Source organism: Occallatibacter sp. FHG110214_02 (assembly GCF_059115385.1).
The window spans coordinates 33,943-50,012 of sequence record NZ_JBZYWK010000007.1 but is presented as its reverse complement, the minus strand read 5'-3'; the positions used below and the strand labels follow the sequence as shown (position 1 = coordinate 50,012).

The 16,070-nt window shown below is 47.7% G+C and carries 13 protein-coding genes; 12 read left to right on the top strand and 1 reads right to left on the bottom strand.

Annotated elements, in window-relative coordinates:
* The first annotated feature begins 2 nt into the window (after nt 1-2).
* The 12 genes from AC5S3R_RS08355 (at nt 3) to AC5S3R_RS08300 (ending at nt 14,600) form a co-directional block, all read left to right on the top strand.
* Nucleotides 3-1,259, top strand: coding sequence for an AGE family epimerase/isomerase (locus tag AC5S3R_RS08355; RefSeq protein WP_494266563.1), 1,257 nt, complete (start codon nt 3-5; stop codon nt 1,257-1,259).
* 17 nt (nt 1,260-1,276) lie between these two features.
* The gene (gene asnB / locus AC5S3R_RS08350) at nt 1,277-3,187 is read left to right on the top strand and encodes an asparagine synthase (glutamine-hydrolyzing) (protein ID WP_494266562.1); all 1,911 of its coding nucleotides are present in this window, start codon (nt 1,277-1,279) and stop codon (nt 3,185-3,187) included.
* Nucleotides 3,188-3,376: 189 nt separating this feature from the next.
* Nucleotides 3,377-4,315 carry a CheR family methyltransferase gene (locus AC5S3R_RS08345; RefSeq protein ID WP_494266712.1) on the top strand — a complete coding sequence of 313 codons (939 nt, stop codon included), beginning with the start codon at nt 3,377-3,379 and terminating at the stop codon, nt 4,313-4,315.
* A gap of 105 nt (nt 4,316-4,420) precedes the next feature.
* Nucleotides 4,421-4,951 carry a dTDP-4-dehydrorhamnose 3,5-epimerase family protein gene (locus AC5S3R_RS08340; RefSeq protein ID WP_494266561.1) on the top strand — a complete coding sequence of 177 codons (531 nt, stop codon included), beginning with the start codon at nt 4,421-4,423 and terminating at the stop codon, nt 4,949-4,951.
* A 71-nt stretch (nt 4,952-5,022) separates the two neighbouring features.
* Nucleotides 5,023-5,859 (top strand): sugar phosphate nucleotidyltransferase, encoded by an 837-nt coding sequence (locus AC5S3R_RS08335; protein WP_494266560.1) that lies wholly within the window; start codon nt 5,023-5,025, stop codon nt 5,857-5,859.
* A complete protein-coding gene (locus AC5S3R_RS08330; RefSeq protein WP_494266559.1) occupies nt 5,847-6,500 on the top strand; it encodes a PIG-L deacetylase family protein in 654 nt (217 codons plus the stop codon). The genes AC5S3R_RS08335 and AC5S3R_RS08330 overlap by 13 nt, the downstream gene beginning before the upstream one ends.
* A gap of 107 nt (nt 6,501-6,607) precedes the next feature.
* Nucleotides 6,608-7,945: an NAD(P)H-dependent oxidoreductase gene (locus tag AC5S3R_RS08325; RefSeq protein ID WP_494266558.1), complete on the top strand. Its 1,338-nt coding sequence runs from the start codon at nt 6,608-6,610 to the stop codon at nt 7,943-7,945.
* Nucleotides 7,946-7,947: 2 nt separating this feature from the next.
* Entirely contained in the window at nt 7,948-9,078 is a 1,131-nt protein-coding gene (rfbG, locus tag AC5S3R_RS08320; RefSeq protein WP_494266557.1) for a CDP-glucose 4,6-dehydratase, read from the top strand.
* 33 nt (nt 9,079-9,111) lie between these two features.
* Nucleotides 9,112-10,449, top strand: a complete 1,338-nt coding sequence (locus AC5S3R_RS08315) for a protoporphyrinogen/coproporphyrinogen oxidase (RefSeq protein WP_494266556.1) — start codon at nt 9,112-9,114, stop codon at nt 10,447-10,449.
* A 101-nt stretch (nt 10,450-10,550) separates the two neighbouring features.
* The gene (locus AC5S3R_RS08310) at nt 10,551-11,903 is read left to right on the top strand and encodes a polysaccharide pyruvyl transferase family protein (protein WP_494266555.1); all 1,353 of its coding nucleotides are present in this window, start codon (nt 10,551-10,553) and stop codon (nt 11,901-11,903) included.
* A gap of 3 nt (nt 11,904-11,906) precedes the next feature.
* Nucleotides 11,907-12,980 (top strand): glycosyltransferase family 2 protein, encoded by a 1,074-nt coding sequence (locus AC5S3R_RS08305; RefSeq protein WP_494266711.1) that lies wholly within the window; start codon nt 11,907-11,909, stop codon nt 12,978-12,980.
* Nucleotides 12,981-13,118: 138 nt separating this feature from the next.
* Nucleotides 13,119-14,600 (top strand): lipopolysaccharide biosynthesis protein, encoded by a 1,482-nt coding sequence (locus AC5S3R_RS08300; protein ID WP_494266554.1) that lies wholly within the window; start codon nt 13,119-13,121, stop codon nt 14,598-14,600.
* A gap of 103 nt (nt 14,601-14,703) precedes the next feature.
* Here the strand turns inward: AC5S3R_RS08300 and AC5S3R_RS08295 are convergent, their stop codons facing one another.
* Nucleotides 14,704-15,429: a hypothetical protein gene (locus AC5S3R_RS08295; protein WP_494266553.1), complete on the bottom strand. Its 726-nt coding sequence runs from the start codon at nt 15,427-15,429 to the stop codon at nt 14,704-14,706.
* Nucleotides 15,430-16,070 lie beyond the last annotated feature (641 nt).

Genomic DNA, 16,070 nt, shown 5'->3' with positions numbered 1-16,070 from the left:
CAATGGCTTCAGTAGCGATTCAACAAGAGAATATTTCACATAACAAATATGCGTCTGTACAAGATGCTATGCTGCGCTTTATCAACTGGCTCGATAGTTATGGTGAGACATCTTATGACCATCAGAGCTTTTTTGCTAGCAGTTTGGGCCGTAAAGCGAAAGCACTGTATTACAGAAAGCCTCGCCTGGGAACACTCGCAGTTGCTCCCATGATTTTTGCAGAGGCCTTTGTGCCATCTGCACGCTGCCTTTTCTGGAAGAAGCAGCGCTTACCTATTGCCGATGCGCATTATGCAATGGGCTTTGCGTTCCTCGCATCAGCTCTCAAAGATGAACGCTACTACAGGCGCGCAGTTCATTTTCTCAACGTATTAGAAGAAACACGCTGCCCAGGGTTTAAACATTATTGCTGGGGCTATCCGTTTGATTGGGAGACACGGACCGGAACCATGCGCTCCGGAACTCCACTCATTACGACAGTTCCTTATGCCTATGAAGCGTTTCTGAATGTCTATCAGATAGATGGAGATAAGAAATGGCGAGAAATCATGCGGTCAATCGCGGAGCATGCACTTCATGATTACCATGATTATCGTACCTCGGAGAGTGCGTCCAGTTGTTCTTATAATCCAGATCCAAAGGATGCTGGGGGAGTTATCAATGCCAGCGCATATAGAGCATTTCTCTTAATGAGAGCGGCAGTGGATTTTTCAGAAGAAAAATACGAATCTGTTGCGCAGAGAAATCTGAATTTTGTTTTGGAATCCCAGAACGCCGATGGTTCATGGTATTACTCTACGGATGGTCAAAGGGACTTTGTCGATCATTTTCACACATGTTTTGTGTTGAAGGCTCTTGCGAAGATAGAAGCAATCAATGGAAATAAGGCCTGTACTCAGGCTATTGAACGCGGTGTCAATTATTACGTAAACAATCTTTTTGACAAAGATGGTTTGCCTAAGCCTTTCTCCCGTAGACCTCGTCTTACCGTATATCGGAATGAGCTTTACGATTGTGCAGAGTGCATCAATCTGGCTGTCTTATTGAAGGGGCGTTTTCCTTTATTAGATGCGGCCTTGCAGCGGACCATCAATTTCTCAGAATGGCAAAAGCCTGATGGTTCATTCCGCTCCCGCAAGCTCTTGTTCGGTTGGGACAATACGCCGATGCATCGCTGGGCGCAATCTCAATTCTTCCGAAGCCTCTGCTTCTTGTTGTACGTTGACGCAGATAAAACAACTGATAACTTCATCAACTAATTTCAAGGCAGCCTGCTATGTGCGGAATATGCGGTCAATACAATTTTGCCGACCATGCGCCAGTATCTCGCCGCGATATTGAGTGCATGGCGAATAGCATTTCGCACCGCGGACCCGATGATGCTGGTTATTTCATCGACGGCTCATTAGGGTTGGGATTCAGGCGGCTTTCTATTATCGATTTGGCCGGCGGGCATCAGCCAATGTCCGATGCTGAGAAGTCAGTGTGGGTCGTTTTCAACGGCGAGATATATAACTTTCTGGAACTCAAGCGTGAGCTGGAGAGCTATGGGCATGTTTTTCGTACTAAGTCAGATACGGAAGTCATTGTGCATGGCTATAAACAGTGGGGCGACGATGTATTAAATCATTTGAATGGGATGTTTGGCCTTGCCATCTGGGATGCCAGAGTTAAAAGGCTTGTGCTAGCGAGAGATCCATTTGGAATTAAGCTTATCTACTATAAGCTGACGGCTGAATGTCTTTATTTCGGCTCGGAAATTCGTGCTGTTCTGGCTGGCACGAATGAAATTCCAGAGGTAGATCCGCTTTCTCTAAATCTTTTTTTGCGGTATCGTTATACCCCCTCTCCTCATACTATGTTTCAGGGGGTCGGCAAACTCGGGCCGGGTACGATGCTGATATGTGAAGCGGGAACCGCTCACATTCGTCACTGGTACAAATACAAACCGACGCCATTCTCTCCTCCGAAATCTGATGAGCAAGTCTGTGACGAACTTATAGAACTCTATAAAAGTGCCATGAAAAGGCACCTAATCAGTGATGTTCCCGTGGGGCTCCTGTTGAGTGCGGGCATTGATTCATCGCTTCTTCTGGCCTTGATGAATCTGTACGGAAAAGATTGGAGAACATATACCGTTGGATATGGAAGCAGCTTTGCTGACGATGAATTGATAGGAGCAGCCAGAACAGCATCGCATTTTTTATCACAGCATGCCGAAGTTCTGCTTGACCAGAAAACATTCGAGACCGCATTGCCTGCTATTGTCTCTTGCTTGGAAGAGCCGATTGCATCGTCCTCGATTGTGCCTATGTATTTCGTCTGTAAACGAGCGCGAGAAGATGTGAAAGTTGCCTTGATAGGGCAAGGCCCTGATGAGCTTTTTGCAGGTTATCGACGGCATCTGGGGGTTCGTTATAGCGCCTATTGGAGTTCGATGCCTGCATGTCTTCGAACTCCTGTTACAGCGGCGATCAATGCTCTTCCGCGCAACGAAATGCTGAAAAGAGGCATCTATTCGCTGAATACGAAGGACCGTATACAAAGATATCAGCAGGTATTGTCTCTGTTGCCAGGAAGAGAAATTGAAAGCTTATTCCAAGACGGGCTGCTGAATGGTGATGCAGGAGATGCCCTGATTGCGTGCTGGAGTGATGCTATCCCACTTTCCCAGGAGATAGATGATTTAGGCGGATTTCAATTTCTTGAAATGCGCTCAACGCTACCAGATGAGCTTTTAATGTTTGGCGATAAGCTTTCGATGGCTCATAGTCTGGAAGTAAGAGTTCCATATCTTGACAGAGAGCTTGTTGAATATGTTGAAAGGCTTCCGGCAAAGTTTAAAGTTCGAAACGGAGCCCAGAAGTGGGTGCACCGTCAGGTTTCTGAGCGGTATCTCCCGAGTGAGATTCTCCGGAGAAAGAAGCGAGGCTTCGCAGTAAATGTAGTTGATGACTGGTTCCGCGGCTCCATGCAATCGAAGCTCGCGGACATTGTTATGGATTCTCATTCGCTCTTGTATCAATACCTGCGTCCATCTGCAGTTCAGCAGATGTTTCGGATACACAAGTCTGGACAGGGAGACTATCATAAGGTGCTTTTCAGCCTTATGGTTTTTGAAGAATGGCTCAGAATACAAAGCTTCCAGCGCGTGTCACCAGTGCTTGATTCTATGCCGGCATGTTGAGCTTACAAATGAAGTTATAGAGGCAAAAAATAACGGCATTTGTGTCTGGAAATACCTTCGTTAAAGGCGAAGGCTAATCAAGAACACAAAACATAACTAAATCGGGCAATCTGCACACGTGCTACAGGTATCACCAGCATGATGTGAAGAGAGAACGTGTATCTCAAGGGGGGGCGTACGGTTTTTAACATGTCTACGAGGTTCTACTCAAATCAAGCGATACGTGTCTGGAAGTACTTGCCGGGGTCCGTTCGACGTACATCGATTGGGTACGCCTTTGGACGCCATCTTCATCGCCTGGTATGCAAGAAGGCAGAACGAAAGCAGTATGTTGCGACTTTCTTTTTTAGGAATAGACCAGAACTGGAGTTAATGCGCTCTCTCGCAGATGCAAGGCCAAACGAGTCTACGTTAAAGATAACAGTGCTGGCTTGCAGTAAAGGTGCAGAGGTATACTCCGCCCTTTGGGCAATCCGACAGGCACGACCCGACCTGAATGTTATTGTGCAGGCCATCGATATCTCGGATGAAATTCTTTCGTTTGCAGAGAAGGGCATATATTTTCGTGGAGCGCTCGACGCAGGAGCAGGGAAGAGCCAGAATAGTGCGGTGAATGCTGAAGATGTTGCTCGGAATACACATCGCGATCAAGGTGCGCCAATCTTTGAGCGAATGACTCCAGAGGAACTGGAGACTATTTGTGACATAGATGGGGATGAAGCAAGGATCAAGCCATGGTTACGTCAAGGCATTACATGGCGCAATGATGACGCCGGCGATCCGAAACTTGTAGATGTACTTGGCCCCCAAGATATTGTTGTTGCCAATCGATTTCTCTGTCATATGCAGCCAGACGATGCTGAGAAATGCTTACGTAACATCGCGAACATGGTTAAACCGGGCGGATTCATTTTCGTGTCGGGGATTGACTTAGATGTTCGTACCAAGGTAGCCAGGTCGCTTAACTGGAAACCTGTTACCAAATTAATACAAGAGATTCATGACGGGGATTCATCGATAAGAATGGGATGGCCACTGGAATATTGGGGGCTTGAGCCATACCGTAATGAAAATCCTGATCATGCAATTCGCTATGCGTCAGTCTTTCAGGTAGGGATAGCAGCGTAAATAGAGGTCAATATCTTGTTGCGTAGCGACGGTGCTGTTCAATTTCTTTTGTCGTTCCTCAGACTGATTATCCTTTATTCATTCCCAGTTATAAATGGTGGCTAAATGCGATTCTCTGATTGTGATGTCATAGGTGCAAAGTTAATTGATCCGGATCCGCGGGCGGATGACAGAGGACATTTCATGCGCGCATGGTGTATGCGCGAGTTTGAGGAGAATGGTCTGGAATTTAGCCCTGTGCAGGCAAATATGGGATTTAGTTTTCTCCGAGGAACTGTCCGAGGCATGCATTTTCAAGAGGAACCAGCATCGGAAGCCAAACTCGTACGCTGCACACGAGGAGCGATGTTTGATGTTGTGCTCGATCTCAGGCCGGAGTCTCCCACGTATCACAAATGGTATGGAGTGGTGTTGACTCCTGAGAATGGCCGCATGCTCTATGTTCCTGAACTTTGTGCACACGGCTACCAGACACTTGAAGAAAACACCGAGATGCACTACATGACATCTGCCTATTACACGTCAGGCGCAGCGCGGGGCGTACGGTTTGATGATCCAGCGTTTAATATCCATTGGCCACTTCCTGTTGCTGCGATCTCCAGTCAAGACTCCAGTTGGCCTTTGATCGAGAAATAGATAGCCATAATTTCAGCCAATCATAAGCAGGTTCTCTCTTCCTCTAAGGAAAACACAAGAAGGAGGCAGTAATGAAAGTCGTACTATTCTGTGGTGGTTTGGGCATGCGGCTTCGTGACTATTCGGAGACAATTCCCAAGCCAATGGTGACGGTAGGTAATCGGCCGATTCTTTGGCAAGTGATGAAGTATTACGCTCACTATGGGCACAAAGATTTCATTTTGTGCCTTGGACATCGTGCAGATGCTATCAAGAGTTTTTTCCTGAACTATAGTGAATGCGTCTCGAATGATTTTGTATTGTCAGCTGGCGGAAAAAATCTTGAGCTCTACAATAGCGATATTCACGACTGGCGGATTACCTTCGCGGATACTGGAATCAATTCCAATATTGGCCAGCGTCTAAAGGCGGTCGAGAAATACCTAGAAGGCGAAGATGAATTCTTAGCCAACTACAGTGACGGTCTAACAGATCTTCCGCTCACTGAGCAATTGGATCACTTCCACGGACATGACAAAGTAGCGAGCTTCCTTTGTGTCCGGCCAAACCTCAGCTATCACGTCGTATCAGTGGAGGAAAGTGCCGGAAACCTGGTTTCGGGGATAGATGCCATCAATAACGGTTCGTTGCGAATTAATGGAGGTTCCTTCATTTTCAAGAAGAAAATCTTCGATTACATCCACGAGAAAGAAGAACTGGTTGTTGAGCCGTTCCAGCGTTTGATTGCAGAGAAACAACTGCTTGGCTACACCTACGATGGATTTTGGGCAAGCATGGACACTTTCAAAGATAAGCAACATCTGGATAGCCTGTGCACGGCTGGAGTTGCTCCGTGGGAAGTTTGGAAGAAAAATGGCAATGGTCATCATAAAAACACAGCATCGGTTCAGGCCTTATGCGTCGCCTAAAATTATCAGAGGAAAGATCGGAGCCGCTTAAGATATTGTGTTTGGGGGCACACTCAGACGATATCGAGATTGGTTGTGGTGGCACAATTCTTCGACTGCTGCAGGAGTATCCGCAATGCATCATTCGCTGGGTTGTGTTTAGTGCGGGGGGGGGGCGGATCAGCGAAGCTCAGCATGCCGCGGAATTATTCGCGGGGAAATCCATTGCGGGCGGGCCACAGATTGAGGCATTTAAAGATGGCTTTATGCCATTTGTTGGCGCCGATATAAAGGCTGTCTTTGAGAAGGTGAAGCAAGAGTTTTCACCGGACTTAATCTTTACGCATAGTCGGAAAGATTCACATCAAGACCATAAACTGCTTGCTGAACTTACCTGGAATACTTTTCGTGACCATCTGATTCTCGAATATGAAATTCCAAAATACGATGGTGATATGGGGCAACCATGCGTGTTTGTTCCGTTGTCTGCAGAGCAGTACGAGAAAAAAGTTACATTTTTAATGGAAGCCTTTCAGTCGCAGCAAACAAAGCGTTGGTTTGAGCCAGAGACATTCCGTTCCCTCATGCGTCTGCGAGGAATGGAATGTAATTCTCCCAGTGGCTACGCAGAGGCTTTCTATTGTCGCAAGATGGTTCTCTGATCGCGATTAAGAACACAATTCCTTACACAATAAGTTTTAGATTGCTGAGTCGGCACCAGGTAATGGTGAATCTCGGCCGATGGCATTTCTAAATACCGGAGCTCATTATGAATGTTGACACAGCATTGCAGGCGTTGGAAAATTCAGGACACCCGATTCGCGTAGGAATGGTTGGGGCTGGTGCAACCGGACGTGCTATTGCACTGCAACTCGGCACTCCTGTTCCTGGGATTCGATTGGTTGCAATCGCAAATCGAACTTTGGAGCATGGTGAACGAGCCTTTCTGGAGGCAGGGATTACCGAGTGGCGCAATGTGGCGTCATCTGCAGATGCGGATGCAGCAATTTCTCATCAGACGCCAGTACTGACTGATGATCCGTACGTACTGACATCCTGCGATGCCATCGATCTACTGGTAGAAGCGACAGGCAGCATTGAACCTGCAGCCGGTGTAGTTCTTGATGCATTCAAACACGGTAAACATGTTGTTCTCGTGAACGCCGAGTTGGACTCTCTGATAGGCCCAATTCTTAAGGCCAAGGCAGACGAGGCAGGAGTAGTTCTGACGCATACAGATGGAGACGAGCCAGGAGTTGCTATGACTCTGCTTCGCTATCTTCGCTCGTTAGGGCTCCGTCCAGTAGCTGCCGGCAATCTCAAAGGCATGGTCGATTATTATCGAAACCCGGAAACTCAGCGCGCATTCGCGGAGAAGAACGACCAGGATGCGCGAAAGGTGACATCGTTTGCGGATGCAACAAAGTTATCCATGGAGGCAACGGTTCTTGCTAATGCCACTGGGTTTCGGGCAGGACGCCGAGGAATGTATGGTCCAGCTTGCAAATATGTTCGGGAAATGGCGAATTTGCTCCCTACGGAACAGCTACTGAGCACTGGCCTTGTTGATTATGCTCTTGGCGCAGCTCCCCACACAGGAGCGTTCGTTATTGTTCATGAAGAATCTCCACTCAAGAGAGCTCAACTTTCTTATTACAAAATTGGCGATGGGCCATTCTATGTTTTTTATACGCCGTTTCATCTGCCCCATATCCAGATAGCATCTACGATCGGCCGTGCATTTGTTCATCGTGATCCTACGGTTGCTCCTATTGATGGACCAGTTTGCGAAGTGGTGGCAGTCGCTAAACGTGATCTAAAAGCAGGTGAGCAGCTCGACGGTATCGGAGGTTTCTGTTCCTATGGGCTTATCGAAAATAGTTTGGAAGCTCGTGCAGTGTCAGCATTGCCAATTGGCCTCTCTGCGGGATGCATATTGAAGCGCGATATTGCTAAAGACTCAGTCGTCACATTCAACGATGTAGAGAATCTTCCAGGCGGGATTGCTGAATCGCTTTGGCGTGAGCAAATGGCAAAATGGGCAGTTCAGTCCGAGATATCTGAGGACACTTCGACACAGCTGGTTACAGCAGGAAGGTCCTTGTGAGAATGGAATTCGCCAAAGTGGAATCAGGCATGCCGAATCGTTTTTTTTGGAAAGGGCGTAAGGTCCTGTTGACCGGGCATACAGGCTTCAAAGGAAGCTGGCTCTCCCTATGGTTAAATGCATTGGGCGCAAATGTTACCGGATACGCACTTGACCCACCGACTCAAGCTAATTTGTTCGAGCAGGCAAGAGTTGCTAATGTGGTTCGCTCCGTTTTTGCCGATGTCAGAGATTTTGAAAAGGTGAGAGACGTGGTGGCTGAGCGCCGCCCTGATGTAGTTATTCACATGGCCGCACAGTCCGTTGTGCGTCATGGATATGAGAACCCCGTCGAAACCTATTCTTCGAATGTTATGGGCACGGTACATGTCATGGAGGCTGTTCGGCAGCTCAAGCACCCATGTGTATTTGTCAATGTCACCAGCGACAAATGCTATGCAAACCAGGAGTGGGTTTGGGGGTATCGCGAGAATGAGCCAATGGGAGGAAAAGACCCATACTCAAACTCGAAGGGATGTGCGGAGCTCGTAACTACGGCCTATCGGGAGTCATTTTTTTCTTCTGCCACATTCGAGGATCATGGTGTTGCTTTGGCAAGCGCGCGTGCCGGCAATGCAATCGGGGGAGGAGATTGGACAAGTAATCAACTCATTCCTGATCTGCTGCGTGCATTTCTGACTGGCCAGTCCTGCCTGATTCGTAATCCCTCCGCTATTCGGCCATGGCAGTTCGTGCTTGAACCACTTCGCGGATATCTTCTGCTTGCTGAGCGGCTTGCTGAAGAGCCATCTCGCTTTGCATCCGGCTGGAATTTTGGCCCTGCGGAAGAAGACGCCAAGCCTGTTTCATGGATAGCTGATGAGGTCACCAGGTTGTGGGGAGGAGCTGCATCGTGGAGCCTCGATGGTGCTGTGCATCCACGCGAAGCTCACTTCTTAAAGTTGGATACTTCAAAGTCAAGATCCATTCTTGAATGGCATCCCATTCTCCCACTGAGTGAAGCCCTGGGATGGATTGTTGAATGGTACCGCGTCTTTCAGTCGGGCGCAGATCTGCGCTCTATAACTCTCTCTCAAATCGAGCGCTACGAAGAATGTTCAAGCAGTTGTGATCTTGCAACGGTCGCTAAATAGAACCTGTGTACTTCAAACAAGAGGAGCTTGTAAATGTCTAATGTCGTGATTATCGGATCTGGAATGGCCGGGTTCGGAGCCGCCTATCGATTCCATGCCGAAGGCATTACGCCCGTGATGTATGACAAGAACACATATTATGGCGGCCATACAGCGTCATTTCGATCCGATACAGGATTCCTGTTTGATGTAGGCCCGCACATCTCGTTTACCAAGGACTCTCGGATTCAGGAGATTTTTGCCGACAGCGTGAATCAGCAATACGAGACTCTCCAGATACAACTCAACAATTATTGGCGTGGTTATTGGCCACAGCATCCAGTACAAGTGCATCTTCATGGACTTCCGGAAGATGTCATTATCAATGTGATTAAGGATTTCGTTGAAGAGAGCAAAGCTCCCGAGCGTCCAATTAATAATTATGCTGACTGGTTGGTATCAAGTTTAGGCAAAACATTTGCAGAGCTATTTCCGATGCAGTACACGCGGAAATATCATTTAACGACAGCTGAGAACATGAGTACAGACTGGCTGGGACCACGTATCTACCGTCCAAGCCTGGAAGAAGTGTTACGGGGGGCTATTTCTCCTTCTGCGCCACACGTCCATTACATCACTCACTTTCGCTATCCGAGCAATGGTGGATTTATGTCGTATTTGAATAAATTTGTTCCGCTTGGGAATCTCAAATTGAATCACAAGCTTGTCTCCATCGATCCTCGCGCTCAGCAACTGACTTTTTCCAATGGGCATGTAACGCAGTACGATGGATTGGTTTCTTCTGTCCCGCTTCCCGATCTTACTGCCATGATTCAGGGTGCGCCGAAGGAAGTTGTTGAGGCATCTAAGCTACTGGCTTGCTCTACTTGTGTTCTTGTAAATATAGGCGTGAATCGCGCTGATATTTCCAACGCTCATATGACCTATTTTTATGATGAGGATATCTGCTTTACACGGCTTGGTTTTCCTCACATGCTCTCTGCCACAAACGTTCCTGAAGGGTGTGGGAATATCCAGGCAGAAGTATACTTCTCCGATAAGTACAAGCCCCTTACTGGTTCTCCTGAGGATTGGATTGAACCGGTGATCCGTGATCTTCGCCGCTGTGGTCTCTTACGAGAAGACGACCAGATACTGTCTCGTGGCGCGATGCTACTGAAGTACGCAAACATTATCTTTGATCTTGATCGGGCTGCGGCGCTTAAAACAGTACATGGCTATCTCGACGAAATCGGAATTGCATACTGCGGCCGCTATGGAGATTGGGGCTATATGTGGACCGATGAGTCATTTATCAGTGGCGAGAAAGCTGCGCAGAAGGTCATCGATCAATCAAGCGTACGGAACTTGGCCCCTTTATCGCAGACGTAACCAATAGCGCTGTTGTGGCGGACTAGAAGCAGCATGATTCTAGTCCGTGAGCGGCAGTCGATTGAAAATATCTGGTATTTCATACGAAAGAGATAGACGCTATGCAACGGCGCAAGAGAATAGGCCTTTTAGACCACATGGGCGGTGGAAACCTCGGAGATGATGCGACTCAGACTGCGGTAATTGAAAATGTGTTGAAACGATGGCCTGACTGTGAAATATGCGCACTCTCTATGAATCCTGCAGATACGCAAGCAAGACATGCTGTGCGTTCTTATCCATTGCGGGCACAGGTCTGGACTTTAGGTGGAGGAAAAGCAGATAAGCAAGCTGATTTCAAGTCCAGGTTCAAGACTGCTGTTGAGAGGTATGGGGGCGTCTATAAAGCTTTACAGCTAGTTAACTATTTCGCATTCAGGTTGCCGCGCACTCTCTATCGCGAATTTTTATTCCTCATTCAATCATTTTCAATCGTTCGTTCCTTCGATCTATTGGTTATAAGTGGCGGGGGCCAGCTTATGGACCTCTGGGGTGGAGCATGGGGCTTTCCGTACACCATTTTTAAATGGATCGTTCTGGCGAAACTGGCTCGTGTTCAATGTATTGTTTTGAACGTAGGCGCTGGTCCCATCGAACATCGATTGGGCAAGTATTTTATTAAGTCGGCGCTATCCATATCCGACTACGTGTCGTTTCGCGACAGAAAGTCATTGAACTTAGTCCGTAATATTGGATTCAGTGGAGAAGCAGAAGTCTTTCCTGATTGTGCGTACGGCTTGGATGTTACTGAGTTCGTGCACGAAGAAAAGCGGGATGCTTCGGTTGTGGGTATTGCCCCGATGGCGTATGCTGATCCGAATGTTTACCCAGATCATGACCCAGCCGTCTATTCTCAGCTAATCGGCTCGCTTAACTCACTGGGTTCATGGCTAGTCCGTAATGGATGCTCTGTGAAGCTATTTTGTAGTGACATCGGTGTTGACCCACCTGCAATTGCGGATTTGAAAAGCCGCTTAATGGACAGTTGCAAATCTCCTTCAGAAGACGTTGTTTCTGTTCCGTCTTTGAAATCTGGAGCTGATTTGCTGGTCAATATCGGTTCAATGGATTATGTGGTGACCTGCCGGTTTCATGGAGTGGTGTTCGCTCATATCCTGAATAAACCTGTTATCGCAATATCCCATCATCCGAAGATGAGCACCCTAATGAACAACCTGGGACTGTCAGAGTATTGCGTTGACATGCATACCTGTAGTGCTGACATGTTGATAGAGAAATTTGCGTCTCTTGTAGATAACAGGCAAGCAATTAAGAAAAAGATGGCCGAGAAGCTTGCATCGTACAGGGAAGAGCTGTCGATGCAATTTGATCAGCTATTTCCCAACACAACACAAGGGATAACCGCTGGACAAAAAGCAAACTCAGAAAGTTATTCACCAGTTGGGATGGACTGATAGCTGCATCGGCGCTTAAGCACTGTCACAACAAATAAATTCCAGGGAGCGGAAGCAATGAATTCACATGCGGAACCTTTGGTCAGTGTGCTTACTCCTGTTTACAACGGCGAGGCATTCCTGGCGCAATGTATTGAAAGCGTCCTCAGCCAGACATACGAGAATTTTGAATATGTGATTATAAACAATCATAGTAAAGATCGAACTCTCGAAATAGCTCAGGACTATGCGAAGAAAGACAAGCGGATAAGAATACATACCAACGATAGTCTGGTGGATGTGATATCCAATCACAACATTGCGTTTGGCCTAATTTCGCCATCATCGAAGTATTGCAAGATTGTGTCTGCCGATGACTATATCTCTCCAAACTGTATTACGCAGTTGGTTCAATGTGCGGAGGCGAATCCTTCCGTTGGTATTGTAGGGTGCTATCAACTCAGCGGGAGTTATGTACGATGGCAGGGGTTTGAATATCCCAAGACTGTTTTTACCGGCAAGGAGATATGCCGCCGGATATTTCTTAAAGGAGATCCGGAATTCGGTTTTGGTAGCCCGACTTCACTATTGTACCGAGCTGACCTTGTGAGAGAGAGTAAGGCATACTACCCAAACCCATCGCCTCATTCTGATACCAGCGCTTGCTTCAGGGACTTGCAGCGGAGTGATTTTGGGTTTGTATACGAGGTGCTCTCTTTTGAAACGACTCATGCGGAAACGCAAAGCACAAAGTCAGCTGATATGAATCGATATTCCTCCGCGTACTTGAATGATCTTATCGAATATGGGCGCTTCTACCTGAATGAAGCAGAATTTGCAAAGACGCTGACTGCCAACCTTGAAGCTTATAGAGAGTTTCTCGGAGTGAACTTGTTTGCGAGGTCACGCGGAAAGGAATTTTGGAAATATCACGAAGGCAGGCTTGAGGAACTCGGTTTCCCGCTCAAACGAAGCACCTTGGTGTGGGCTGCCTTAAGAAAGGGAGCTAGGGAGCTAATGAATCCTGTTGGCGCACTACGGAAAGTATGGAGACGCTTTGCTCCAGCACCTACAAACACGGAAAGAATCATCGCGTAGTGCATGTGAACGAATGCTTCACGTAACACGCTGGCCATAGCGGTACTCAGGATTCCTGGTGTAATGCGTTTATGCCGCGGCTGGCCAGCACAGTAGACCGAAGATTGGAATGACGATTCATATGGATGTGACAGCACAATGAAGGACCTAAAATCTAGAACACTTCGAGGCGGTTTCGCCAAAGGTGCTGCCCTGGGAGCGAACTTCGTGCTCCGCATGACGTCGGTTATGATTCTGGCAAGATTGCTTGAGCCCAGGGATTTTGGATTACTGGGGATGGTCACAGCCTTCACGGGGATTCTGAGTTTATTTCGGGATTTTGGGCTTTCGGCGGCAGCAATTCAAGTTGCCACCTTGTCAGAGGAACAATCTTCAACACTGTTTTGGATTAATGTGCTGGCTGGAGCGGTGCTAACAGGTGCCGCGATGATCTTCGCTCCAATCATCAGCAGTTTTTATCATGAGCCGAGACTTCTTTTAGTCACGATGGCAGTGTCCATTAGTTTCCTGATTAATGGAGTAGGGGTTCAACACTCTGCTGTTCTTCAGCGCCAGATGCGTTTTGGAGCGCTGGCGGCAATTGACGTTATTGCATTAATAGTGAGCACTGTTACTGCTATCTGCGCTGCTGAGCTTGGCTATGGATACTGGTCCCTGGTGGTAATGACTATATGTCTCCCTCTCGTCACTACCTGTGGTTTGTGGGCGTACGCACGGTGGATTCCTGGAATGCCAAGACGGGGGATAGGGATTCGCGCACTCATGCGCTTTGGTGGCGCTGTTACGCTAAACAGCTTTGTCGTATATCTCGCCTCTAATCTTGATAAAGTATTGCTCGGTCGTTTTTGGGGATCAGAGGCTCTTGGAATCTATGGGCGAGCCTATCAGTTGATTAGAATTCCTACCGACACCATGAACTCTGGAGTTGGTGAAGTGGCTTTTGCGGCTCTTTCCAGACTGCAAGACGAGCCTAGTAGACTCAAGAGCTATTTTCTTAAAGGTTATGCGTTGGTTTTGGGGTGTACGTTGCCTTTGACGATCACTTGTGGTCTTTTTGCGAATGATCTAATTATCGTATTGCTTGGTCCTAAGTGGAAGGAAGCCATTCCAATCTTTCGATTGTTGGCGCCTACAATTTTGGCTTTCGCAATTGCTAATCCACTCGGCTGGCTGCTGTCTTCATTAGGGCTTGTAGATCGTGGACTTAAGATAGCTCTGGTAGCCGCTCCGCTGATGATCGCTAGTTATTTTATCGGTCTGCCTTACGGGCCTAAAGGCGTTGCTCTTGCTTATTCAGTCGTGATGACGCTGTGGGCTATTCCTGCTATTCGGTGGTGCGTCCATGGGACGGTGTTCTCTTTTTGGGATATCGTACGTGTTATAAGTCGGCCTTTGGGGTCGGTTATCCCCGCTGCAGGGCTTGCGATGGGAGCCAGCATACTTCTAGGACCAATGCTGACTCCACTTCCAAGGTTATTGCTGGAGGGTGGAATTCTTTTTCTGACATACGCTTGGGTGTTGTTGTTTGTCGCAGGTGAAAAAACGTTGTACCTGGAACTGTATCGCGGTATACGAGGAACAATGCCTGACACGAAGAAGGACATGCTCTCAGCCCTATAGCTGTCAGAATTTTTCCACTTTTGTACTTTTTGTAATGTTTGTTGAAAGTGATTTCGACGCCACTGGAAACATTAACTTGTTTCCAGTGGCCAGCTATCTTTGCCTATTTCTGATTTACGGTTCCTTTAAGATTAGTAGGTGGTGCAGGGCTGCCGGTATCATCCGCGGAAAATGAACTAAATCCATAATTTGCGTTTGTGCCTGTTGTGCCCTGAAGAAAAAATCCAACTCCAGGACTCCCACTGGAGTATGTGCTGTCTGTTGCGCTTTCCACTAACTTTCCATTGAGATACACGTTAATGGTAGAACCTTTGATTGTTGCCCTTAGAGTGTCGCCATTCACGCAGTGAACACTGGACCCATTCAACTGTGTCCAGCTTGCAAGCGGGCCGTTCCAGCGCACAATTTGTAGATAGCTATTATTGGAATTCGCGGAAACGGAGCAGTTAATCTCATATCCAGTGATAGAGTTTGCCGTGATGGTAGTTCTCAGGCGAATCTCTACTTCTTCATAAACTGAAGAAGAGGTCGAAGCATCTGCCACGAAAATTACGGCGGATGCTTCTTGATTGGCCCCCCACGATCCGGTTAGAACCGCAGCGGAGTCTGCATAGCGCGCGTCGCCGGCTCCGTTGCCTGCTTGTGTACCAAAAGCTCGGCCCGGTGTCGTTTGAACATTGGTCCACGAGACACCATTTGCTTGTCCGTTGAGCCATTTTCCGCTCTGCGAAATGGGATCCTCGGTTGTCGGGAAAGTGGTTGAATATGAGTTCTGCGCCCACGCAGATGCCGTGAACATAAGGGAAATCAAAAACATCAGAGTCTTCATTTATTTCCTCGACCTTTGATTATGCGTGTCTCGTGGCTCTCATCGAAGTAATTATGGCAAACCACAAAGTGTAATCTCCGAGCCAGGGCAACGCATATTCGGGCCTGATAACAACCAGGTCGCTAAGTGAAGCAGCTGGCAGACAAGAGTATTTACCTATGGGTAGGGGGCCCGACCGCCGCAAAGTGCGCTCTGCATAGCAGCCTAGCAGATATATTAGCGCCCGTGGCTAAAAAATGGTCGGTCTCATGATAGGTTTGTCCCGATTTGTGCGCACAGGTTTCTGAGCCTGGATTCCGCGTTTCTTAAACCGACAATTCCTGATACCACAAGCGCCAATGATGCGCCTTGGGTCTCCGGATTTTGTAAACATGGGTAGAGTCGTTCCTACGTTTTTGGGGATCTACTAGTGTCCTTACCTGCAATCTTGTTGCATTTTCATCCCAGTACTATGCGAAGGTTCTGAATGATCTCAAAAATCGGCCTCAGCGGCGACCATATCTCTTCAGATTCTGTTATTGACGACAAGCATGTCGTCTGTCAGCTATTTAGCGATAATGCCTGGGTTCGGAGACTTCTGAACCTGATGGCTGTTTGGCTATTTGGAATAGCTGCTGGAGTGCACCTTTGCCATGCGCAGG

Coding starts and splice junctions, on each gene's coding strand:
- AC5S3R_RS08355 (WP_494266563.1), top strand. CDS start 3: ATGGCTTCAGTAGCGATTCAACAAGAGAATATTTCACATAACAAATAT.
- asnB (WP_494266562.1), top strand. CDS start 1,277: ATGTGCGGAATATGCGGTCAATACAATTTTGCCGACCATGCGCCAGTA.
- AC5S3R_RS08345 (WP_494266712.1), top strand. CDS start 3,377: ATGTCTACGAGGTTCTACTCAAATCAAGCGATACGTGTCTGGAAGTAC.
- AC5S3R_RS08340 (WP_494266561.1), top strand. CDS start 4,421: ATGCGATTCTCTGATTGTGATGTCATAGGTGCAAAGTTAATTGATCCG.
- AC5S3R_RS08335 (WP_494266560.1), top strand. CDS start 5,023: ATGAAAGTCGTACTATTCTGTGGTGGTTTGGGCATGCGGCTTCGTGAC.
- AC5S3R_RS08330 (WP_494266559.1), top strand. CDS start 5,847: ATGCGTCGCCTAAAATTATCAGAGGAAAGATCGGAGCCGCTTAAGATA.
- AC5S3R_RS08325 (WP_494266558.1), top strand. CDS start 6,608: ATGAATGTTGACACAGCATTGCAGGCGTTGGAAAATTCAGGACACCCG.
- rfbG (WP_494266557.1), top strand. CDS start 7,948: ATGGAATTCGCCAAAGTGGAATCAGGCATGCCGAATCGTTTTTTTTGG.
- AC5S3R_RS08315 (WP_494266556.1), top strand. CDS start 9,112: ATGTCTAATGTCGTGATTATCGGATCTGGAATGGCCGGGTTCGGAGCC.
- AC5S3R_RS08310 (WP_494266555.1), top strand. CDS start 10,551: ATGCAACGGCGCAAGAGAATAGGCCTTTTAGACCACATGGGCGGTGGA.
- AC5S3R_RS08300 (WP_494266554.1), top strand. CDS start 13,119: ATGAAGGACCTAAAATCTAGAACACTTCGAGGCGGTTTCGCCAAAGGT.
- AC5S3R_RS08295 (WP_494266553.1), bottom strand. CDS start 15,429: ATGAAGACTCTGATGTTTTTGATTTCCCTTATGTTCACGGCATCTGCG.